At 51.6% G+C, this 21,555-nt stretch carries 20 protein-coding genes and 1 pseudogene; 9 read left to right on the top strand and 12 right to left on the bottom strand.

Translation table 11 applies throughout. The features are described 5' to 3' along the window. Positions 1-191: 191 nt before the first annotated feature. Positions 192-2,981 (bottom strand): annotated as a pseudogene (gene polA / locus ATN88_RS06860) (DNA polymerase I). A 525-nt stretch (positions 2,982-3,506) separates the two neighbouring features. On the opposite strand from polA, the gene elbB reads away from it, so the two are divergent. Further along, positions 3,507-4,157, top strand: coding sequence for an isoprenoid biosynthesis glyoxalase ElbB (gene elbB / locus ATN88_RS06855; RefSeq protein ID WP_067413316.1), 651 nt, complete (start codon positions 3,507-3,509; stop codon positions 4,155-4,157). A 215-nt stretch (positions 4,158-4,372) separates the two neighbouring features. On the opposite strand, the gene ATN88_RS06850 is transcribed toward elbB, so the two are convergent. The 4 genes from ATN88_RS06850 to recQ all read right to left on the bottom strand — a co-directional run bounded on the left by ATN88_RS06850 (position 4,373) and on the right by recQ (position 7,884). Next, complete coding sequence (locus tag ATN88_RS06850) at positions 4,373-4,813, bottom strand: GNAT family N-acetyltransferase (RefSeq protein WP_067413312.1); 441 nt, start codon at positions 4,811-4,813, stop codon at positions 4,373-4,375. Positions 4,814-4,943: 130 nt separating this feature from the next. Next, on the bottom strand, positions 4,944-5,609 hold the full coding sequence (locus tag ATN88_RS06845) for a 7-cyano-7-deazaguanine/7-aminomethyl-7-deazaguanine transporter (RefSeq protein WP_067413309.1): 666 nt from the start codon (positions 5,607-5,609) through the stop codon (positions 4,944-4,946). Positions 5,610-5,741: 132 nt separating this feature from the next. After that, positions 5,742-6,050: a DUF3630 family protein gene (locus ATN88_RS06840; RefSeq protein ID WP_067413306.1), complete on the bottom strand. Its 309-nt coding sequence runs from the start codon at positions 6,048-6,050 to the stop codon at positions 5,742-5,744. Then, positions 6,043-7,884: an ATP-dependent DNA helicase RecQ gene (gene recQ / locus ATN88_RS06835; protein ID WP_067413303.1), complete on the bottom strand. Its 1,842-nt coding sequence runs from the start codon at positions 7,882-7,884 to the stop codon at positions 6,043-6,045. Before recQ ends, ATN88_RS06840 begins: the two co-directional genes overlap by 8 nt. A 276-nt stretch (positions 7,885-8,160) precedes the next feature. Here recQ and rarD point away from each other — a divergent pair, with 276 nt between their 5' ends. The 3 genes from rarD (at position 8,161) to ATN88_RS06820 (ending at position 11,542) form a co-directional block, all read left to right on the top strand. Beyond that, the gene (rarD, locus tag ATN88_RS06830; RefSeq protein WP_067413300.1) at positions 8,161-9,066 is read left to right on the top strand and encodes an EamA family transporter RarD; all 906 of its coding nucleotides are present in this window, start codon (positions 8,161-8,163) and stop codon (positions 9,064-9,066) included. Between the two features lie 203 nt (positions 9,067-9,269). Further along, the gene (gene ggt, locus ATN88_RS06825) at positions 9,270-11,009 is read left to right on the top strand and encodes a gamma-glutamyltransferase (protein WP_408607699.1); all 1,740 of its coding nucleotides are present in this window, start codon (positions 9,270-9,272) and stop codon (positions 11,007-11,009) included. Positions 11,010-11,038: 29 nt separating this feature from the next. Continuing rightward, a complete protein-coding gene (locus ATN88_RS06820) occupies positions 11,039-11,542 on the top strand; it encodes a DUF2780 domain-containing protein (RefSeq protein ID WP_067413294.1) in 504 nt (167 codons plus the stop codon). A 60-nt stretch (positions 11,543-11,602) separates the two neighbouring features. Here ATN88_RS06820 and uvrD read toward each other — a convergent pair whose 3' ends face one another. Beyond that, positions 11,603-13,780 (bottom strand): DNA helicase II, encoded by a 2,178-nt coding sequence (uvrD, locus tag ATN88_RS06815; RefSeq protein WP_067413291.1) that lies wholly within the window; start codon positions 13,778-13,780, stop codon positions 11,603-11,605. 389 nt (positions 13,781-14,169) lie between these two features. On the opposite strand from uvrD, the gene ATN88_RS06810 reads away from it, so the two are divergent. From ATN88_RS06810 to ATN88_RS06795, 4 genes are all read left to right on the top strand, one after another. Next, entirely contained in the window at positions 14,170-14,430 is a 261-nt protein-coding gene (locus ATN88_RS06810; protein ID WP_067413288.1) for a BufA1 family periplasmic bufferin-type metallophore, read from the top strand. A 25-nt stretch (positions 14,431-14,455) separates the two neighbouring features. Next, positions 14,456-15,322 carry an MNIO family bufferin maturase gene (gene bufB / locus ATN88_RS06805; protein ID WP_067413285.1) on the top strand — a complete coding sequence of 289 codons (867 nt, stop codon included), beginning with the start codon at positions 14,456-14,458 and terminating at the stop codon, positions 15,320-15,322. Positions 15,323-15,425: 103 nt separating this feature from the next. Further along, positions 15,426-16,073, top strand: a complete 648-nt coding sequence (locus ATN88_RS06800) for an HvfC/BufC N-terminal domain-containing protein (protein WP_232312899.1) — start codon at positions 15,426-15,428, stop codon at positions 16,071-16,073. Positions 16,074-16,090: 17 nt separating this feature from the next. Next, complete coding sequence (locus ATN88_RS06795) at positions 16,091-16,528, top strand: DoxX family protein (protein ID WP_067413282.1); 438 nt, start codon at positions 16,091-16,093, stop codon at positions 16,526-16,528. Here ATN88_RS06795 and yigB read toward each other — a convergent pair. From yigB to lptM, 6 genes are read right to left on the bottom strand one after another with little or no spacing between them, the layout of a single operon-like run. Continuing rightward, positions 16,512-17,237, bottom strand: coding sequence for a 5-amino-6-(5-phospho-D-ribitylamino)uracil phosphatase YigB (gene yigB / locus ATN88_RS06790; RefSeq protein WP_067413280.1), 726 nt, complete (start codon positions 17,235-17,237; stop codon positions 16,512-16,514). The two genes, ATN88_RS06795 and yigB, sit on opposite strands and share 17 nt — an antisense overlap. A gap of 9 nt (positions 17,238-17,246) precedes the next feature. After that, positions 17,247-18,161 carry a tyrosine recombinase XerC gene (gene xerC, locus ATN88_RS06785; RefSeq protein WP_067413277.1) on the bottom strand — a complete coding sequence of 305 codons (915 nt, stop codon included), beginning with the start codon at positions 18,159-18,161 and terminating at the stop codon, positions 17,247-17,249. After that, on the bottom strand, positions 18,161-18,832 hold the full coding sequence (locus tag ATN88_RS06780) for a DUF484 family protein (protein WP_067413274.1): 672 nt from the start codon (positions 18,830-18,832) through the stop codon (positions 18,161-18,163). The genes xerC and ATN88_RS06780 overlap by 1 nt, the downstream gene beginning before the upstream one ends. Continuing rightward, positions 18,829-19,659: a diaminopimelate epimerase gene (gene dapF, locus ATN88_RS06775; protein ID WP_067413271.1), complete on the bottom strand. Its 831-nt coding sequence runs from the start codon at positions 19,657-19,659 to the stop codon at positions 18,829-18,831. Before dapF ends, ATN88_RS06780 begins: the two co-directional genes overlap by 4 nt. A gap of 9 nt (positions 19,660-19,668) precedes the next feature. Next, positions 19,669-20,922 carry a diaminopimelate decarboxylase gene (gene lysA, locus ATN88_RS06770; protein WP_067413268.1) on the bottom strand — a complete coding sequence of 418 codons (1,254 nt, stop codon included), beginning with the start codon at positions 20,920-20,922 and terminating at the stop codon, positions 19,669-19,671. Positions 20,923-20,946: 24 nt separating this feature from the next. Next, a complete protein-coding gene (lptM, locus tag ATN88_RS25480; RefSeq protein ID WP_083539434.1) occupies positions 20,947-21,114 on the bottom strand; it encodes an LPS translocon maturation chaperone LptM in 168 nt (55 codons plus the stop codon). A 124-nt stretch (positions 21,115-21,238) separates the two neighbouring features. On the opposite strand from lptM, the gene cyaY reads away from it, so the two are divergent. Then, the gene (cyaY, locus tag ATN88_RS06765; RefSeq protein WP_067413265.1) at positions 21,239-21,550 is read left to right on the top strand and encodes an iron donor protein CyaY; all 312 of its coding nucleotides are present in this window, start codon (positions 21,239-21,241) and stop codon (positions 21,548-21,550) included. Positions 21,551-21,555 lie beyond the last annotated feature (5 nt).

Genomic DNA, 21,555 nt, shown 5'->3' with positions numbered 1-21,555 from the left:
CTGTACCCTACGTCATTTACTGTATATCAAATGGCCGATTAAGAAAACCCTTTACGTAGTTTTTTTCATAATTTCGGTCATTTTGTTTTCATTTGTTTGTCCACATGCATAAAAAAAGCCCGTTTTTACGGGCTTTTTTCGCTATAAAATTTAAGTGCTTATGTGATTCACATCGCGCTCAAAGGTGCGTATTAATGCGCCTGATCCCAGTTTTCGCCGCTTCCAGACTCAGCAACCAATGGAACTTCGAGCAATGCCGCAGACTCCATCAGCTTACAAACTTGTTGCTCAACGTCCGTCAGATGTGCGGTATCTACTTCCAGAACCAATTCATCGTGTACTTGCATGATCAAGCAACACGCCCTTCCGGTTGGGTCTGAATCCACGCATCCACCAAAATCATTGCACGCTTGATGATATCCGCAGCCGTACCCTGCATTGGGGCGTTGATAGCCGCACGCTCAGCCCCTTTACGGCGCATTGCATTGCTTGATTTGATTTCTGGCAGTTGCAAACGACGCCCAAAGATAGTCTCAACGTAGCCTTGCTCCGATGCCTGCAGACGCGTTGATTCCATGTATTGGCGCACACCTGGGTAGCGTTCAAAGTAACGCTCCATATATTGCTGCGCTTCACCACGCGGAATACCCAACTGCTTCGCCAGACCAAAAGCACTCATGCCATAGATAAGACCGAAGTTGATGGCTTTCGCGCGGCGACGCATTTCCGAGGTGACATCACTGATATCAATGCCCATCACCTCAGCCGCCGTCGCACTGTGGATGTCTTTACCGTGACGGAACGCGTCAATCAGGGCTTCGTCACCTGACAGGTGCGCCATGATGCGCAGTTCGATTTGCGAGTAGTCGACAGCCAGAATGGTTTTGTCCGCGGGTGCGATAAACGCCTGACGAATACGACGGCCTTCGTCGTTACGAATTGGAATGTTCTGCAGGTTTGGATCGGTTGATGACAAACGACCGGTTGCCGTGACGGCTTGATGGTAAGAGGTGTGCACGCGGCCTGTTGCCGGTTTCACCATTTTTGGCAGCTTGTCGGTGTAGGTCGATTTCAGTTTCGCCAGACCTCGGTATTCCAAAATGCGTTTTGGCAGCGGGTAGTCCAGTGCCAGCTCTTGCAGCACTTCTTCATTGGTAGAGGGTGTGCCTGATGGGGTTTTCTTCACCACTGGCAGACCCATCTTTTCAAACAAGATAGCTTGAAGCTGTTTTGGTGAAGCCAAATTAAATTCTTCACCCGCCAGCTCAAAGGCTTCTTTTTCGAGCTCGTCCAAACGAACCGCGATTTCTTGAGATTGCTGCGCCAGCATTTCAGCACTGATCAAGACGCCATGACGTTCCATGCGCGACAGCACTGGCACCAGCGGCATTTCGTATTGCTCAAAGATAACCTTGAGTTTCTCATCCGCTTTGAGGTGTGCCATCAACACATTGTGCAGACGTAGCGTCACATCGGCATCTTCAGCGGCATACGGCGATGCTTGATCCATCTCGATTTGGTTAAAGGTCAGTTGTTTTTTACCTTTACCGGCAATCTCTTCAAAGCTGATGCACTTATGCTGCAGGTAACGCATCGCCAGACTGTCCATGTCGTGCTTGCCTGCCACACTGTTAAACACGTATGACTCCAACATGGTGTCGTAAGCAATGCCTTTCATCGCAATGTCGTAACGCGCCAACACGCTCGCGTCATATTTCAGGTTCTGGCCTACCTTCAATGCGCCGGCATTTTCTAGCCAAGGTTTCATCTCGGCCAGTACCCAGTCGCGATCAAGCTGCTTAGGTGCATCCAGATAATCGTGCGCCAGTGGCAGATACGCCGCCTCACCTTCTGCAACTGCAAAAGAGATACCCACGAGGTTCGCTTCCATGTAATCCAAGCTATCGGTTTCAGTGTCGAACGCCACAACATCCGTTTTATCTAGCTTGTCCATCCATGCGCGGAAGGCTTCTTCGGTCAGAATGGTTTCGTACTGGCTGCGATCAATCGAGGCCGCTTCAAAGGTCACCTCGGCCTTTTCAGCCGCCGGTGCACTTGCGCCTGAAGACGCACGCTCGGCCACCGCATCCACACCTGCGCTGCCGCTTTGTGCTTCTGCCAACCAGCGTTTGAAGTTCAGTTCAGTGAACAGCTCAACCAGCTTTTCATTGTCCGCACTGCGGTTAACCAGCTCTTCAGGTTTGTATGGCAGTTCACAATCTAGTTTGATGGTTGCAAGCTGGTAAGAGAGATACGCGTTTTCTTTATTGTCTTCCAGCTTCTTCGCCATGGTCTTTGAACCACGGAAACCCAGATCCGCAATCTTATCTAAGTTCTCAAACAGCGCATCCAGACCACCGATACCCGCGATAAGGCTGTCGCCGTCTTCTCACCGACACCCGGTACGCCCGGAATGTTATCGACCTTGTCACCCATCAGGCCAAGTAATCGATGATGTGTTCTGGGCCAAAGCCGTATTTGTCGTGAACGCCTTGCGGATTCATGATGACGTTGGTCATGGTGTTGATCAGTGTGACGTTCTCATCCACCAGCTGCGCCAAGTCTTTATCACCGGTGCTGATAAGAATTGGCATGCCCGCTTTAGAACCTTGATCCGCTAAGGTACCGATAACGTCATCCGCTTCGACGCCTTCAATAACCAGCATTGGAAAGCCCATCGCTTCGATGATCTGGTGCAGCGGCGCGATCTGGCTGCGCAGATCATCCGGCATTGGCGGACGATTGGCCTTGTACTCTGCGTACATGTCATCACGGAATGTTTTGCCCTTCGCATCGAAGATCACTGCCACATTTGACTGTGGGTACTGTTTTACCAGGCTGCGAAGCATGTTGACCACACCATATACGGCTCCCGTTGGTTCGCCCTTCGGGTTGGTCAAGTTAGGAGAGGCGTGATACGCGCGGTAAAGGTAAGAAGAGCCGTCGACCAGGATCAACGGGTTATCAGAAGTCGTCGCCATAACGTTATAAGCTAACCTGAAAATGATTGATGGCTAAGGATGCCATGACTCGAAAGAACTGTGTACCCACGAATGTGATATCTGTGTGCGATATAAACCCAACCAAACAGCCCTAACTGACGCCATAATGGTCAAAAAGAACAATTTCCTCTGTGAATATCATTTTCCACCACAGTTTAAACCAGACACTCCTGTGGATAAGTTTGTTGGTATTTATTTTTAGCCTTTCAGATCGCAGCGCATTTTTCTCAAATTCACAAAATTAAATCTTTATAATTTATACACTTAAACATCATGCTTTGATCATGATCAGGATCGATCGTAGATCATCGACTGTGGAAAAAGAAATTCTCTCCCACTGCGAGTTATTCAATATTTTTTCCTGATCACCGATTTTTTGTTGGCGATCTCACAAGGTGCAAAATTTCGGTAATTTGGCGATTGTTTATGCATACTCTGTCTACTCACCCAGCGACGACATGTAATTTGATCGTACCCAGCAAACAATGCCCCGAGGACTAGATGATGAAAAAAGTGGCTGTAATTCTCTCAGGATGTGGTGTTTACGATGGCGCAGAAATCCATGAATCCGTGCTCTCCTTGCTTGCCATCGAACAATCTGGCGCAAGCTGGCATTGCTTCGCCCCTGATGTCGAGCAGCACCATGTGATTAATCACCGCGCAGGTGAAGAATCGACCGAGACACGCAACGTCCTCGACGAGGCCGCTCGCATCGCGCGTGGGAACATCCAACCGCTCACCGCACTCAACCCTGCTGACTTTGATGCCCTGCTCCTGCCTGGTGGCTTTGGCGTTGCCAAAAATTTGAGCGACTTTGCGGTAAACGGTGCCAACATGGCGGTGCACGATCAGGTGCTGGAAGCTTGTACCGCGTTTGCCAAGGCAGACAAGCCTGCGGGTTATGTGTGTATCTCGCCGATCTTGATCCCTAGCGTATACGGTCCCGGTGCCAAGGGCACTATTGGTACCGATCCTGATACAGCCGCAGCGTTCAATGCCATGGGCGGTGAACACATCGATTGCCCTGTGGATGACTTCGTGTTGGATCAAAGTCGCCGCGTGCTCTCCACCCCAGCATACATGCTGGCGACTTCCGTCAGTGAAGCAGCATCAGGTATCAATAAGTTGGTAAAAAAACTGGTGGAATTGGCATAAGCCAGAAAAGAAAAAAGCGACGCCTTTTGGAGGGCGTCGCCTGCATCAGTTGAAAACGTAACTTGCGTTAGCGTCTCATGCAAAAACATATACTGGAAGCAATGTGAGCAATGTCGTGTGTTCAGTAGCGAAGAGATTGCGTATCGCCGCGGAACAATTAAACAATAATCATTCTCATTATCATCTGCAAGCATGTTTTTGCCTTTTTTGCTGCTTTATGCGCCTTGCGTGATCTTCTTCACAAAATGAAGCCGGTATTGATCCAGTGAATCTTTCTTTTCGAGATGTTCCACTTGGTAATGATTGTTCAGCAGCAGACACAGCATGCCTGCAAAGCAGTTTCTCGACTTCACACGAATACTTCGGTAGCCATGCTTTGCCACCCATCGCTCTTGCGCATGAAGCAGTCCTTGCGCGACACCTCGGCGGCGACCGTGTTTGGTCACGCCACCCAGCCAGCTATAAAAACAGTCATCATCCAACTGATAGCCAATTTTTACCCCAACCAACTCGCCGTCCTGATCGGCCACCAGAACGAGAAAGGGTTTGTCACCAATGCGTTTTTTGAGTGATTCTAGCGTTTCCTGACGAGCAAATTCATCGATTTGGCCGAGCACGTTCACCGCTTCCGCCAGCGTGCCTTCTCGAATAATCATGAGGGAGTTCCTTGTTGCATGGGCGTCATCTCGCCTGTTTTTCGATTATAGCGTTTCGTATGAACCCGCAGACATAAAAAAAGCCGATCTCACGATCGGCTCTTCTTCCCTCAATCTTTCGCTGTCGGTGTTATACCAACTTGGTTTCAACCGCTTGGTTCACTTGCGTGATGCGGCTAACCAGATAGTTCAGCAACACACCGTACATAGGAACAAACAGGCCAAGGCTGATCACCAGTTTGAACGCGTAGTCCACTAGCGCGATTTCAGTCCAGTTCGCTGCCATAAAGGCATCTGGGCTGTTGTAAAACGCGATAGCAAAGAACGCCAAGGTGTCGATAGCGTTACCGAACAGCGTTGAGCAGCTTGGAGCCACCCACCATTGTTTGGTTTGGCGCAGACGGTTGAACACATGAATGTCGAGGATTTGACCGAGCAGGTAAGCCATAAAGCTCGCCACTGCGATGCGGGCAACAAACAGGTTAAATTCCATCAGGTGACCCAGACCCTGATATTGTCCTTGGAAGAACAACACAGAGAGGACGTAAGAGATCAGCAGCGATGGCACCATCACACTGAAAATGATCTTACGCGCCATGCCTGCACCGTAAATACGGACAGTCAGATCAGTCGCCAGGAAAATAAACGGGAAGGTAAACGCGCCCCAAGTGGTGTGGAAACCAAAAATGGTGAAAGGCAGCTGTACCAAGTAGTTGCTTGACGCAATGATAATAAGGTGGAAAACCACCAAATAAGAAAGGGCTTTGCGCTGTTGCGCAGGCGTAAAAGTGCTCATTGTGAACCTTTTTGTCATTGGGGGCGAGGGAACCCAAGATTACTAATTAGCCAGATTTTTGGGTCTGACTGGTTAAGAGGTGGCGAATTATACAGCAATTCTTTTTACTGACAACCCGCGGAGAAAAGAGGCTTAAGAAAGCAGTTTGGAGAGCCATCCGTGCAAGAAAGCGAGCTCATCATCACCGTCAGCATCGAGCTTTTCCAACCACACACTGGCACTGTAGTGCTCGCCTTTTAGCATAAAGCGCATACCTTCAAAGTTGACGAGCCAAGAATGCAGATCGGCATCGGTTTGCTTGTCTGACACACTGGCACCGATCAATTGGCAAAACGCCTCGAGATAGGTTTCTGTGTTGTCAAAATCCAGCCCGTCGGCGGCCAGTACCAGACGCCCTTCCTCGGCGTCGAAATGAGAGAGCGAAAAAAGCCTGTTATCCATAACTCGCGCTGTCTGATCCTAAGGTGATGTGGTCTTCGATGACATCCAAGAAGACATCACCGTATTTTTCTAGTTTGCGCTGACCGACGCCGTTGACCGCCAACATCTCACCTTGCGAGGTAGGGATCATCTCGGCCATTTCAATCAAGGTCGCGTCGTTAAACACCACGTATGGCGGGATGTCTTCTTCATCCGCAATTGCCTTACGCAGCTTACGAAGCTTGGCAAAGAGCTTCTTGTCGTAGTTGCGTTTACCCAGTTTGTCCGCTTTCGAACGCGGCGACAGACCCAGACGTGGTACTGCCAACTCCAAAGCGATTTCGCCACGAAGCACCGGACGCGCCTCTTCGGTTAATTGCAGCACAGAGCTTCTGGCAATGTTCTGCACCAGATAGCCACGGTGAATAAGCTGGCGATAGATGCTGACCCAATACTCGTGGCTGGAATCTTTACCAATACCATAAGTACTGACTTTGTCGTGGCCGTGGTCTTTGATGCGCTGATTTTGCATACCGCGAAGCACTTCCACCGTGTAACCCACCCCAAAGCTTTGGTTGACGCGATACACACAGGACAGGGCTTTTTGCGACACTTCGGTGCCATCAAACATTGTCGGTGGGTCAAGGCAGATATCACAGTTGCCGCACGGCTTCTCGCGATACTCACCAAAGTAATTCAACAGCACCAAGCGGCGGCACGTTAACGCTTCTGCAAACGCGCCCATGGCGTTGAGCTTGTGGCTCTCCACCTGCTTTTGAGGCCCTTCGGGCTTTTCTTCCAGACAGCGATGCAGCCAGCCAATGTCAGACGGGTCATAGAACATGACGGCTTCTGCAGGCAGACCATCACGGCCGGCGCGCCCCGTTTCCTGATAGTAGGACTCGATATTGCGCGGAATGTCGTAATGCACCACAAAGCGCACGTTGGGTTTGTTGATCCCCATACCGAACGCCACGGTGGCGACCACGATTTGCACGTCATCGCGCTGGAACGCTTCTTGAACCCACGCACGCTGCTCGTTAGTCATCCCCGCGTGGTAGGCCGCCGCGCGGATATTCTGATCGCACAGCTTTTCCGCCACCTGCTCCACACGCTTACGGCTATTACAGTAAACAATGCCGCTTTGCCCGGTTTGCGTGGTCAAAAACTGGGTCAGTTGCGCTTGAGGCTTGTGCTTTTCAATCAGGGTATAGCGAATGTTCGGACGGTCGAAGCTGCCCAAATACACATGTGGCGAGTCCAACGACAAGCGCTGGCAGATGTCCTGACGCGTGGTGTCATCCGCTGTGGCGGTTAACGCCATCACGGGCACATTCAGAAAATGCTGTTTCAGGCTGCCAAGCTGGGCGTATTCAGGACGAAAATCGTGACCCCACTGAGAAATACAGTGCGCTTCATCGACCGCAATCAATGCCAGCGGCACTGCTTGCAAACGCTCGATAAAATCACGCATCAGCACGCGCTCTGGCGACATGTAAAGCAGCTTCAAGCTGCCATCACGCAGTGACTGCCACGTCTTACTCTGGTCTTCTGGCGTCATGGATGAGTTCAGGCATGCCGCCTGAACGCCGTTGGCAAGCAATTGGTCGACCTGATCTTTCATCAAAGAGATCAGCGGTGAAATCACCACGGTCAACCCGTCGCGCACCAAGGCTGGAATTTGATAGCAAAGGCTTTTACCACCACCTGTCGGCATAATGACGAGGCTGTCCTGACCCGCAATGGCGGCATCAATAATTTCTTTCTGGCCGTCCCTGTAGCTGTGGTAGCCAAACACCGTCTGCAATACGGTCAGATCTTGTGTTTGTTCTGGAGATGAATCAGTGACGGTCATGGAGCCTCTCATGTGTGGTAGCCGCTCATTCTAAACGCAGCGGGTCTCGGATAAAAGGTCAACGACATCGAACTGTTTGTTCAATATTTCTCATCTGAAAAGGTGTGCTTCGTCAAATGAGTTCCATATACTGGCGAAAGCAGCCAAAACGTTTACAAATAAGGCAGCTGTTGGCTCTCCATTAGCTCAACGCCTTATGCCCCATTATTTTTCGCTGCACGTACCGCCATCTGGCGGTTTTTGTTCTTTCACGTATTTAGATGTAGAGATTTTGCAGTGAACGACGCGCAACAAACACGCCGCGGTGTCATGCTGGCACTGGGTGCCTACACCATGTGGGGCATCGCACCGATTTACTTTAAGGCCCTCACCGACGTGCCACCGCTGGAAGTGCTGGTGCACCGTATTCTTTGGTCTTTCTTTTTCTTGGCCCTCATTCTGCGTATGAGTAGCGGCTTAGCGCGCGTGAAGCTGCTGCTAAAAGATAAAAAGCGTCTGGGACTGTTAACCATCACCGCCGTCGTGATTGCCGCAAACTGGCTGATCTTTATCTGGGCGGTCAACAGCGGTCACATGCTGGATGCCAGCCTTGGCTATTACATCAACCCGCTGTTTAACGTTGTGCTTGGCATGGTTTTTCTTGGCGAGCGCTTTCGAAAACTACAATGGCTTGTTGTCGCACTGGCATTCTTGGGTGTTGCTGTGCAAGTGGTGACCTTTGGCTCTTTGCCTTGGGTGGCACTGGTGCTGGCGGGAAGCTTTGGCTGCTACGGCCTACTGCGTAAAAAAATCAATGTTGATGCGGCGACCGGCCTTTTCATCGAAACGGCTGTACTGCTGCCCGCTGCCGTGATTTACCTGCTGTTTATTGCCGACAGCGCAACATCAAACATGATGGAAAACAGCTTGTCGCTGAACGTGCTCTTGATGGCCGCAGGCGTAGTCACCACACTGCCATTGCTGTGTTTTAACGGCGCGGCAACCAAGCTTCGCCTTTCGACCTTGGGCTTTTTCCAATACATTGGCCCAAGCTTGATGTTCATGCTGGCCGTGGGCCTTTATGGCGAGCCGTTCTCAGCAGACAAGGCAACCACGTTTGCCTTTATCTGGACCGCATTGGTGATCTTCACCTTTGATGCCGTCAGACAGCGCCAAAAGACGCGTCGAGAGCAAAAGAAATAACCCTCAAAGCGGCACCGAATGTGCCGCTTTTTTATTACCTCGCACTTTTCAGTATCCCTCTGCCACAAAAACAAAAATCGCTCACATTGCCTCATTAATCCGACACCACCTTTGCGAACGGCATCTATACTCAAAGTCCAGTTGAACGGGTGCGTAAAGGACTAACAATGAAAAAGCTTCCCTCCTTCCAGCTTCTGCTGACCATGATGGCCACTTCCCTTGTTCCTCAACTCTCTCATGCTACCGTCGAAGCGGATGTCGCCGACAGCGTCGCACCAGAGTTGGCAACCGGCAGTGTGATGCGAAAAAGCGTGAAGGGCGAACAATGGATGGTCGCGGCAGCCAACCCGCATGCCAGTAAGGCCGGAGCCGCAATACTTGAAGCAGGTGGTAATGCCATTGATGCCATGGTGGCGGTGCAAACTGTGCTTGGGCTGGTTGAGCCGCAAAGCTCAGGCATTGGTGGCGGGGCATTTTTGGTCTATTGGGACGCAAAAGCCAAAGCCCTCACTACCTTTGATGGCCGAGAAACTGCGCCGATGGACGCCACACCCACCCTGTTTTTAGATGAAAACGGGGAGCCGCTGAAATTCTATGATGCCGTGGTTGGAGGCCGCTCTGTCGGTACGCCGGGCACTTTGCGCTTAATGCACGACACTCACGCGCGCTATGGAAACCTGTCTTGGCGCGCCGTTTTGACCCCAGCGATTGCATTGGCCGAACAAGGTTTTGAAGTGTCGCCACGTCTGGCGGGATTGATTGAAGGCGATGCCGATCGCTTGCGCCGCTATCCTTCCACCTACCAGTATTTCTTTGATGATACTGGCAACCCGCTCAGCATTGGCGATCGCCTCGTCAACCAAGCCTATGCAGACACCTTAAAGCTGGTTGCACAAGACATTGATAACTTTTACGAAGGTGAAATCGCCGATGACATAGTTGCCACCGTGCAGCAAGCGGCCGGTAACCCAGGTGTGCTCAGCAAGAAAGATATGGCTGACTATCGCATCGTTGAGCGCCCACCTGTGTGCTCGCCGTATCATCAATACCGCATCTGCGGCATGGGGCCACCAACGTCTGGTGGGATCACCGTGGGGCAAATTATGGGTATTTTGAGCCATTTCCCGCTTAAAGAGCTGGGTAAAGACAATCCCGAAAGCTGGCGTTTGTTTGGTGATGCGTCCCGCCTTGCGTATGCCGACCGCGGCCGCTACATCGCCGACAGCGACTATGTGCCTGTGCCCGTCGAGGGCATGCTGGCGCCGGCTTATATTGAAAGTCGAGCCAATTTGATTCCTGAGCAAGGCGCACTGGAAAATGTCACCGCGGGTGCACCGGAATTTAGCCACGCTAAAACGCTGCCGCCGCGCGCTGATGACGAGTCCATAGAGCTGCCATCCACCAGCCATTTCTCTATCGTGGATAAAAACGGCAACATAGTTTCCATCACCACCACTATCGAGAACGGATTTGGCTCGCGCATAATGACGCGCGGATTCTTGCTTAATAACGAGCTGACCGACTTTTCATTTAGAACGCACAAAGACGGCTACCCTATTGCGAATCGCGTCGAGCCCGGCAAACGTCCTCGCTCATCTATGGCTCCAACCATTGTTATGCGTGACGGCAAGCCATACATGGCCGTTGGCTCTCCAGGCGGAAGCCGCATCATCGGCTACGTAGCAAAAACCCTGATTGCTCATCTGGACTGGGGACTCGACATTCAATCTGCCATCGATCTGCCACACTTGGTAAACCGCTTCGGCACCTATGATCTTGAAGCAGGTACAGACGCGGAAAGCTTCCAACCTGCGCTTGAGAACATGGGCTTTGAGGTCAACGTACGTGACTTAACCTCTGGGTTGCACGGTATTGTGATTGACAGCGGTACGCTAGAAGGTGGGGCTGACCCTCGACGTGAAGGCCTGGTTATCGCGCAATAGTTAACATCAGAACAAATGAGGATTTCAGGATGGGAAAAAATGTAATTTGGGTGATGTTATCGTCCCTGCTTATTCTGGTTGCTGCGCCAAGCAAGGCAACCGGGTTGGGTGATCTGCTCAGCGAAGCAAACAAAGACGCCAGCAATCTGCTTTCTGGCGTGAGCACGCAAACTGCAGACAACCCGCTGACAGAGCTTCTGTCAAAAGACCTTGATATCAATGACGCGCAAGCCGCTGGCGGTGCAGGCGCAATGCTGGCTATGGCCTATCAAACGCTCGGCGATTCACAAAGCAGTGAGCTGCTGGAAAAAATTCCGGGCATGGACTCACTGACTGAAATGATCCCAGGTGGTCTTGGCAGCAACTTGTCTGACATCGCGTCGGTGCAAAAGGTCTTCAACATGCTGGGTCTTGAGCCTGAAATGGTGCAAAAGTTTGCGCCAGTTATCTTGAATTACCTGACCGGTGAAGGTGCCAGCGATGGCCTAACCAGCGCATTGTCGAGCCTGTGGTCGGACAAAACGCCAAACTAGTCGACATTCACGCCCATAAAAAAGAGGTGGCTTAGGCCACCTCTTTTTTGTTTTTAGCACTTACATCGCTTCAAGCTTGGCGTATTGGGTTACCAGCCACTTGATGCCTTCACCGTTAAAGGCCACTTGCACACGGCTTTGCTGACCGCTGCCTTCAAAATTGATGATGGTACCTTCACCAAATTTCGGGTGCAGTACACGCTGCCCCAAGCTAAAGCCCGTTTGGTTGAAGTTCTGCTGAGTTTGGGTTTGCGAGAAGCGGCCAGTGGCAGCTGCAGGACGCGACACCTTGGCACGCATACGCACTTCTTCCAGACACTCTTCCGGCAGTTCGCGAATAAAACGCGATGCTTTATGGAACATGTCTTTGCCGTACACACGACGCATTTCGGCGTGGGTGATAAACAGCTTTTTCATGGCACGGGTCATGCCCACGTAGCAAAGACGGCGCTCTTCTTCGAGGCGACCCGCTTCTTCCGCAGACATTTGGCTAGGGAACATGCCCTCTTCCACGCCGACCATAAAGACCATTGGGAATTCCAAACCTTTGGCACTGTGAAGCGTCATCAACTGCACGGCGTCATCAAACTCGTCCGCCTGACCTTCACCCGCTTCCAATGCCGCGTGAGACAAGAAGGCAGACAGCGGCGACATGTCTTCCTGTACCTCTTCTGGCACTTCAAACTGGCGCGTTGCGGTCACAAGCTCTTCCAAGTTGTCGATACGCGCTTGGGCTTTCTCGCCTTTTTCCGCTTCGTACATGGCGCGCAGACCAGAGTTTTGAATCACGTAATCCGTTTGCTGGAACAGGGCCATCTCGCGGGTATCGTCTTCTAAGGCATTCACCAACTCGATAAAACGGCGCAGTGAGTTTGCAGCGCGACCTGCCAGCACTTGCTCTTCCAGCAGTTGGTTACTCGCTTCCCACATGGTGGCACCGCGATCGCGCGCTGCCAGTCGAATGGTTTCCAACGTGCGATCACCCAGACCACGCGTTGGAGTGTTCACCACGCGCTCAAAGGCCGCGTCATCAAAGCGGTTGGCCATCAAACGAAGGTACGCCAGCGCATCTTTGATTTCCTGACGCTCGAAGAATCGCATGCCGCCATAAATGCGATAAGGCAGGCCCGCCTGAATCAAGGCTTCTTCCAGTACACGCGATTGGGCGTTATTGCGGTACAACATGGCAGTGTCATTCAGCGCGCCACCGTCATCGTGCCACGCTTTGATTTTGCCAACCACGAAACGGGCTTCATCCAGCTCGTTAAATGCGCTGTAAACCGAGATCAGCTCACCTTCGTGACCGTCGGTCCAAAGGCTCTTACCCATGCGCTCGGCGTTGTTCTCAATCAGATGGTTTGACGCTTTCAGGATGTTGCCGGTTGAGCGGTAGTTTTGCTCAAGGCGAATGGTTTTCGCGCCGGTAAAGTCGTTCAAAAATCGCGAGATGTTTTCAATTTTCGCGCCACGCCAGCCGTAAATTGACTGGTCATCATCACCCACGATCATGACGTTCGCTTGGGTGCCCGCCATCATACGAAGCCAAGCGTATTGAATGTTGTTGGTGTCTTGGAACTCGTCCACCAGAATGTGCTGGAAACGCGCCTGATAGTGCTCACGGATGTGGGCTTTATCGCGCAGCAGTTCATGGCAACGTAGCAGCAGCTCTGCGAAATCAACTAAGCCTGCGCGATCACACGCTTCTTGATACGCGGCATAAACGCGCAGCCAGGTTTTCTCCACCGGATCAAACTGCGCATCAATATGGTGCGGACGCAGACCTTCGTCTTTTTTGGCATTGATGTACCAAGACGCCTGACGCGCTGGCCAATGTTTTTCATCCAAGTTCTGCGCTTTGATCAAACGGCGCAGCAAACGCTGCTGGTCGTCCGAGTCCAAAATCTGAAAGTCTTGCGGCAGATTGGCATCTAAGTGATGCGCGCGAAGAATACGGTGACACAGGCCGTGGAAGGTACCACACCAAAGACCAGACGCGGTGCCATGCATCAACTGCTCGATACGACCGCGCATTTCTGCCGCCGCTTTATTGGTAAAGGTCACCGCCATGATAGAAAACGGCGATGCATGCTCAACCTGCATCAACCAGGCAATGCGATGAACCAGCACCCGTGTTTTACCACTTCCTGCGCCAGCAAGGACAAGATAGTTGCCTAGCTCGGCAGCCACGGCTTCGCGTTGTTTGTCGTTAAGACCGTCAATCAGGTGAGATACGTCCATCGTTCATTCACTGGTTATTTATACACTGGTTGAGGATTATATACCGAAACCCATCCAAGGTGCAGGTTTCCGCGTATTAAGTGAGCATGCCCCAACTTCCGACCCTTACCTCTCCTTAAATTTCATCTCTGAAGCATTTTTCTCTTTGAAAATACTATGAACACTAATGCATTAGCCATAAAAAAGCCTTTGCTTAAATAACTACTTTTCAATCAGTTACAAATAGCTTCGAAAAATTGAGACTTTTTAATGCATAAAAAATAAGCATGAAGGCGAAAGTTTTCAGTCTTGCGTCCTATCCTTTTAGTTGAGCGCGTCATTGAAGACTGCGCCGTATTACAACCAATTGATAATCTTAAAGACATCCGTCCGAAGAGAGAGGATTGAACATGAAAAAGACTAATCTTGCTGTCGCTGCTGCTGTAACGGGTCTGCTGGCTGTTGGTGCTACCACTTTGACGACTACTCCTGCACAAGCAGCAGAGAAAGAGAAGTGCTATGGCGTGGTTAAAGCAGGTAAAAACGACTGTGCAACAGCAACCAGCTCTTGTGCAGGTACCTCGACCAAAGATGCACAGAAAGACGCATTCGTTGTTGTTCCAAAAGGCCTGTGTGATCGCCTGGTAGGTGGTTCTGGCACCGCTTCTTAATCGATAAAGACGAAGAGGCTTAGGCATGGATAAGATTTCTCCTTGGATTGGCGTGGGGCTTCGACACCCACATCACGACCACTTCGTTAATCATTCCCCGGATATCGGATGGTTAGAAGTACACAGCGAGAACTTTTTCCAGCCTGAATCTGAGGCGTTTCAGGCGTTGCATACCTTGCAGCGCCGTTACGCCATCAGTTGCCACGGGGTCGGCCTGTCTTTAGGCTCCGTTGACCCGATAAGCACCGCACACCTCTCTAACCTCAAACGTTTGGTCGACACGGTCAATCCGTTGTTTGTCTCCGATCATTTGAGCTGGAGTTCTGTTGATGGTGCCTACTTTAATGATCTGCTCCCCTTACCTTACACAGAAGAAGCATTAGATATCTTCTGTCGCAATGTGGACATCACGCAAGACACCCTAAGTCGCCAGATTCTGGTGGAAAACCCGTCGAGCTATTTACGGTATGAACACTCCACCATCACCGAGTGGGATTTTCTTGCTGAAGTTGCAAGGCGCACAGGCTGTGGCTTGTTACTGGACTTAAACAATGTCCATGTCAGTGCCTTTAATCACGGCTTTGATGCTGACACCTACCTCGACGCTATCGACCCTCAGTGGATACAAGAAATTCATTTAGCAGGTTATACCGTCAATCCTTTGCCCGAAGGGGAAATATGGATAGATACTCATAGCCAGCCCGTCTCTGAGCCGGTTTGGGCGTTGTATGAAGCGTGGATTGCTCGAAATGGCCCGCGCCACACACTGATTGAATGGGACAGGGACATTCCTGCCCCTGAAGTACTGCTCGCGGAAGCAGCAAAGGCAGACAAGATACTCAAGGCTGTGACCCAAGCGTCTTTAACGCCACTCACCGGAGTCGCCCTATGAGTGCGCCAGATCTTGCCACACTGCAGCGACAGTTCAGTGAAGCCTTGCACTACCAAGACTACACACTGCCAGTATCCAACGGACTGACCGACGCAGACGCTTGATGCAGGTTTATCGCAATAACTTTGTGATGACACTGAGTGAATGCTTGGAAACGGTTTATCCCACAGTGCATGCACTGGTGGGGTGTGAATGCTTTGACGCGCTAGCAAGGCACCATGTGTTGGCAACGCCGATGACGTCTTCTTGCGCCGACCAATACGGCGAAGGGTTTGACCGCACTATCGCGTCTATTCCCAACATCATCGACGCTGTCCCGTATCTGGCGGACATTGCCACGCTCGAATGGCAACTGCAGCAGGTCAATCAAACACCGCTGACGGCGAGCGTATTTCCGCTGCTGGCATTGCAGCAGCTTCGCCCTGATCAGTTTGAACACATTCGCCTGTCGGTGTCGTCGTCCGTATCAGTGATGATCAGTGCCTATCCGGTCCGCGCTATCTGGCAGGCTGTGTCACGAAACGATGGCGATGCGCTGTCATCCATCGACATGACGCAAGGTGAAGGCATCTTGCTGCAAAAAACCGAAGACGGCGTTGAGCTGATCTCGATTGAGCCTGATGAAGCCAAGCTTATCGATGCCTGTCGCGACTATGAAATGGGGTTAATTGACCCACCATTGCTTTCTCATCTGGCTGCGGCAATGCAGCGGGGTGTGTTTACTGACTTTACGCTCGTTCACCTTCAATAAGAAAAAGGAAAAGGCATATGATTGCTGTATTTAACAAATTGGACGAACTCTTCGAAGCTGCGCTGAAGCCTCTTGTTCCTGTATTGCTGCTGATCTGTCGCCTGTGGGTGGCGTGGGTGTTCTTTAATGCTGGGCAAACCAAAATTGCCAGCTGGGACAGCACCTTGTTCTTGTTTGAATATGAATATCAGGTGCCTGTGTTGCCATGGGAACTCGCCGCCTATTTGGGCACGGCCACTGAGCTTATCGTTCCTGTCTTTCTGGCATTGGGTTTTCTGACTCGCCCTGCTGCGTTTGTGCTGTTCTTTTTCAACATCATTGCGGTGGTGTCTTACCCTGCTCTTTGGGAAAAAGGGTTCTTTGACCATCAAATGTGGGGCGTGATGCTGCTGGTAACTGTCATCATGGGGCCAGGCTTGCTGGCCGTAGACAACTGGCTTAAGAATCGCGGGTAAGCGAGAGTAATTGGCCGATGTGAGAGATTTCCACATCCGGCAATATGGATGCGTGCCGCTGCTTTGTCAGCGGCTTTTTTGTGTCGTTAAACCAGCACGCTTTAAAGCCTGCCAGTTTGGCACCGCGCACGTCAGATTTTAAATGATCGCCCACGTGCAAAATCTGGCTCACAGGAAGTCCCAACGCTTGCTGCGCTTTGATAAACAGCGCGCCATCGGGTTTTGCTGCGCCATCTGGACCGGCGGCAAACACCTGTTGGAAATAGGGTGAGAGACCAAGCCTTTCACTGTCGACATTGCCGTTAGTGATAGCAATCAGCGGATAGTCTTCGGCGAGCGCAGACAAGGTATCGAACGCGTCTTGAGGCACTGAAAAATTGCTGCGCTCGTGGAGGAAAAACGCCACGGCTTCATCGGCAAACTGTTTGGCGTTGATGGCGTCCATTCCGCAGCGACCTGCCGCCAGTGTGATTTGCGCGCGACGAATGTCAGTGACAAAGCCCACCAAACTCACATCACGCTCAATGACCTGCAGTCGCATTGCCTGCCATTCCGCCCAATCAAAAGCCGACATTTCGGGGCAACGCGCCTGCAGCCAATCCAGCAACAACTGCTCGGCGCGTAAGATCACCGTACGGTTGTCATACAAGGTGTCGTCCAAATCAAAAGTCATGGCCTGAACAGGCTGCCAGCGGCGATAAAACTTCATCAGTGCCTCTTAGTCCGCTTTTCGCTTGCGCGCCCTTGGGTGCGCGGCGTCGTACACTTTCGCCAAATGTTGAAAGTCGAGGTGGGTATACACTTGGGTCGTCGACAAGTCGGCGTGACCAAGAAGCTCCTGCACCGCGCGCAAATCGCCGGATGATTCCAGCATGTGCGTCGCGAAACTGTGGCGCAGTTTATGCGGGTTGATATGACTATTTACCGCCTGCTTTTGTCCCCACTCCGCCATACGTTTTTGTACGCTTCGCGGCGAGATGCGGTTTCCAAGCTTAGAAATAAACAGCGCGTCTTCAGGCCCTTTCAAAAGCTGGTTACGCACTTTGAGCCAATTCATCAGCCACTCTTTGGCCATACCCGTGAACGGGACAATGCGTTCTTTGTCGCCTTTACCAATCACGCGAAGGTCACCCTTTCGGACGGCGACATCACGCATGTTAAGGCCAATCAGCTCCGACAAACGCAGGCCTGCGCCGTACATCAGCTCCATCATGGCGCGGTCACGCACGGCTAGCGGGTCATCGGCATCAACCGACAATAGCTGGTTGATTTCATCCACATCGAGGTTTTTCGGCAAGGTGCGGCCTTGCTTGGGCGCCGCCACGCCTTTGGCTGGGTTGGCACCCATGGCACCATCGGCAACCATGAAATCGAAAAAACTGCGAAGGGCGGAAAGACGAAGAGCGATGCTACCTGGCTTTAGCTTGTCACGTTTGGCTTGCGCAGCAATCTGGCGCACCCAAGCGGCGTCGACATCCTGCCATTTGGTGACACCCAGTTTAACCAGATAATCAGCACTGGCAGTGAGCTGTTGGCGGTAGTTAAGTTCGGTATGTCGGCTAAGCCCTCTCTCACGGATCATGTATTCAAAAAAACGTGAGAGCGGCTTTTCCATCGTGGAAGGCAGGCTCATTACTCCGCCTGCCACTTAGTCAGCAAGATGCCGATGTGTTCTGCGATTTGTTCAACAAACAAGGTGTCCATGCTCGGCTGAAAATGGCCACCATCTCGGCTGGCAAAGGTCAAAAAGCCGAGCTCTTTGTGTTGGCTCACCGGGATCAGCGCATAAGAACCCAGTTCTGGGGCTTGCGACATGAAATGCTCACCGTCGCTTTTACGAAGGCGACCCAAATAAATACGCTGACCACAAAAATGCGCCGCTTTTACCGCGTCCACACTTTTACGGTTGAGACCGTGGTGCTCAGAGTCGAACAACCTAAGGCTAACACTGAGATTCAGTGATTTCGCCAGCTCACGCAGAGCTTGATGAATGCCTTCTTCACGGTTGACGGCGAACAAGGCGCGATGCGCTTCTGCGAACGCACGAAACAGCTTTTCGTTCCCTGCGGCAATGCTCATCAACTGGGTGATGTCTTCTTCCAGATGGGCCACGCGCTCACGAAGGCGACCTAATTGGATTTCCACCAACGAGATGGCACCACGCTCCGCATGAGGAATGCGAAGCTGCTCCGCCATCTCAGGTTGGCGAATAAAAAAGTCAGGGTTGTCTTTTAAGTAACTCACCACGGCTTCATCAGACAATGCCTGTACCAGTGGCCTATCGAGCTTGGAAAGCTCCGTCATACTGTTATTTGTCCATCGTAAACGTGCGACGCCGGTCCCGACATGTAGAGCGGATGTCCCGGTCCTCGCCATCGAATGTGTAGCGTGCCGCCCAACAAGTTTACTTTGACTGACTCATCAAGCAGCCCTTGGGCAATGCCAACCGCAACCGCCGCACACGCGCCGCTGCCACACGCTTGGGTTTCACCCGCACCGCGCTCGTAGACGCGAAGACGAATTTCATTGCGAGACAGCACTTGCATAAAGCCTGCGTTAACACGCTCAGGGAAACGCTCGTGAGATTCAACCAGCGGGCCCAATGTTTCGACATCTGCGGTGTCGACATTGTCCACCACTGTCACACAGTGAGGGTTGCCCATGCTCACGGCACCCACAAACAGAGTGCGGTCATCCACACGTAAAATATAGGTTTTTTCTTCGGTGTTTGCGCGGAAAGGTATTTTCGCCGGTGCCCAAATGGGTTCGCCCATGTTCACCGTGACCGAATCTTCACTTTCCACCTTCAGGACCATTTTGCCCGCTTTGGTACTGACCTGAATGGAATGCTTGTTGGTCAGCCCTTTCATACGGACAAAACGGGCAAAGCAGCGTGCACCATTGCCACACTGCTCTACTTCGCTGCTGTCTGCGTTGAAAATCCGGTAGTGAAAGTCACTTTCCGGATCGTAAGGCGGCTCAACCACCAGCAACTGATCGAACCCTACACCGGTGTTTCGATCCGCCAAGCGGCGGATCATTTCCGGAGAGAAATACGCATTTTGGGTAACACAATCAACGACCATAAAGTCGTTGCCGAGCCCATGCATTTTGGAAAACTGTATCTGCATCCGGATCCTTTATTCAGGTAAAACCTGTTCCAACTCCCAAAGAGAGGTCAGGGGTTCACGTTGACGCACAACATGCGCCTCGCTGCCATCCACCATTATCTCAGCGGCGCGGCAACGCGTATTGTAGTTCGATGACATCACAAAGCCGTATGCCCCTGACGAACGCACCGCCAGCACATCACCCGCCTCAAGAACCAAAGCGCGGTCTTTGCCGAGATAATCGCCGGTTTCGCACACAGGGCCCACCAAATCATAGGTTTTGGCTTCGCCCTCGCGCGGTTTCACAGGAACAATTTCCTGCCACGCTTGGTAAAGCGAAGGACGCAACAGGTCGTTCATCGCGGCATCGATGATGGCGAAGTTTTTCTCTTCGTTGTGCTTGAGGTATTCCACTGTGGTCAACAGTAAACCCGCGTTGGCCGCAATCGCACGACCCGGCTCAAACACCAGTTCAATATCGGCGTGATTTTCCAAACGCTCCAGCAAAGCTTTGGCGTATTCAGAAGGCTGAGGCGGCTTTTCTTCGTGATAGGTCACGCCAAGGCCACCGCCTACATCTAAATGAGTGATGTTGATACCGTCTTCACGCAGCGCATCAATCAGTGCCAGCAGACGATCTGTGGATTCAATAAATGGCGCGATGTCAGTTAACTGAGAGCCAATGTGACAGTCAATACCCTGAACATTCAGGTTCGGCAGACTGTCTGCATAGCGGTAAACCTCGCGAGCGCGGTCAAACGCGATGCCGAATTTGTTTTCTTTCAGACCCGTTGAGATATACGGGTGCGTTTTCGCATCTACATCCGGGTTGATACGCAGGCTAACAGGTGCCACTTTACCCAGCTCACCAGCCACCTGATTGAGGCGGTCAAGCTCCGCTTCCGATTCAACGTTGAAGCATTTGATGTTCAGCTCCAGCGCACGTGCCATTTCCACTGCAGTCTTACCCACACCGGAAAATACCACTTTCGCCGGATCGCCACCTGCTGCCAGTACACGCTCCAATTCGCCTTGTGAAACGATATCAAAGCCCGAGCCAAGACGCGCCAACACATTCAGCACACCTAGGTTACTGTTCGCCTTCACGGCATAGCAAATCAGATGCGGATGGTCGCCCGCCGCAGAATCAAAGGCGTGCCAATGACGCTCTAGCGTGGCACGCGAGTACACATAAAGCGGCGTGCCGTAAGTGTCAGCCAACTGTGCCAACGGCAGATCCTCTGCCCACAATTGTCCGTCATTCTGATAGTTAAAATAGTCCAACGTTGTCCTTCCCTGTCCGTTACTCTACTGCTGAGCGGGATCCTGAGCTTGCGTGTCGTTTGCAATTTCCGTCTGGGCAGGTGCTGCATTTTGTGCAGGTGCGTCTTCCGGAAAATAAAGTGGGCCTTGTTGGCCACACGCTGACAGCAGTACTGTTGCTGACAACACAGCAAGTTTTAGGGTCGTTCGCATCTTCAGTGCCCGTATATCAAGAGTGAATACGCTTTATAACTGACCTATATCCCGAGGCAGTTTTTCAAGCGCGTTTGGGTATATAATCGCATCAACACACTGAAAAGCAATAGGACGGAATGTAATGAACACAAGCCAATACCATGAACTGGTGGACGCCGAGTGGATGGCCATCGAAGAAGGCATTGACGAAAGCGGTGCAGATATCGATTACGAAACCAATGGCAACGTACTGACACTGGAATTTGAGAACCGCAGCCAAATCATTATTAACCGTCAAGAGCCGATGTCAGAGATCTGGCTGGCGTCAAAATCAGGCGGTTTCCACTTTGCTTATAAAGACGGTAAATGGCTGTGCAGCAAAACCGGTATGGAATTTATGGCGATGGTGAAGCAAGAGTGTGCAAAGCACGCGGGCGAAGCGGTCGACTGGTAAGTTTT

The organism is Enterovibrio coralii (assembly GCF_001559595.1).
In the GTDB taxonomy this organism is placed as follows: Bacteria; Pseudomonadota; Gammaproteobacteria; order Enterobacterales; family Vibrionaceae; genus Enterovibrio; species Enterovibrio coralii.
The sequence above is the reverse complement of the archived record's forward strand: the minus strand, read 5'-3'. Positions and strand labels throughout refer to the sequence as shown.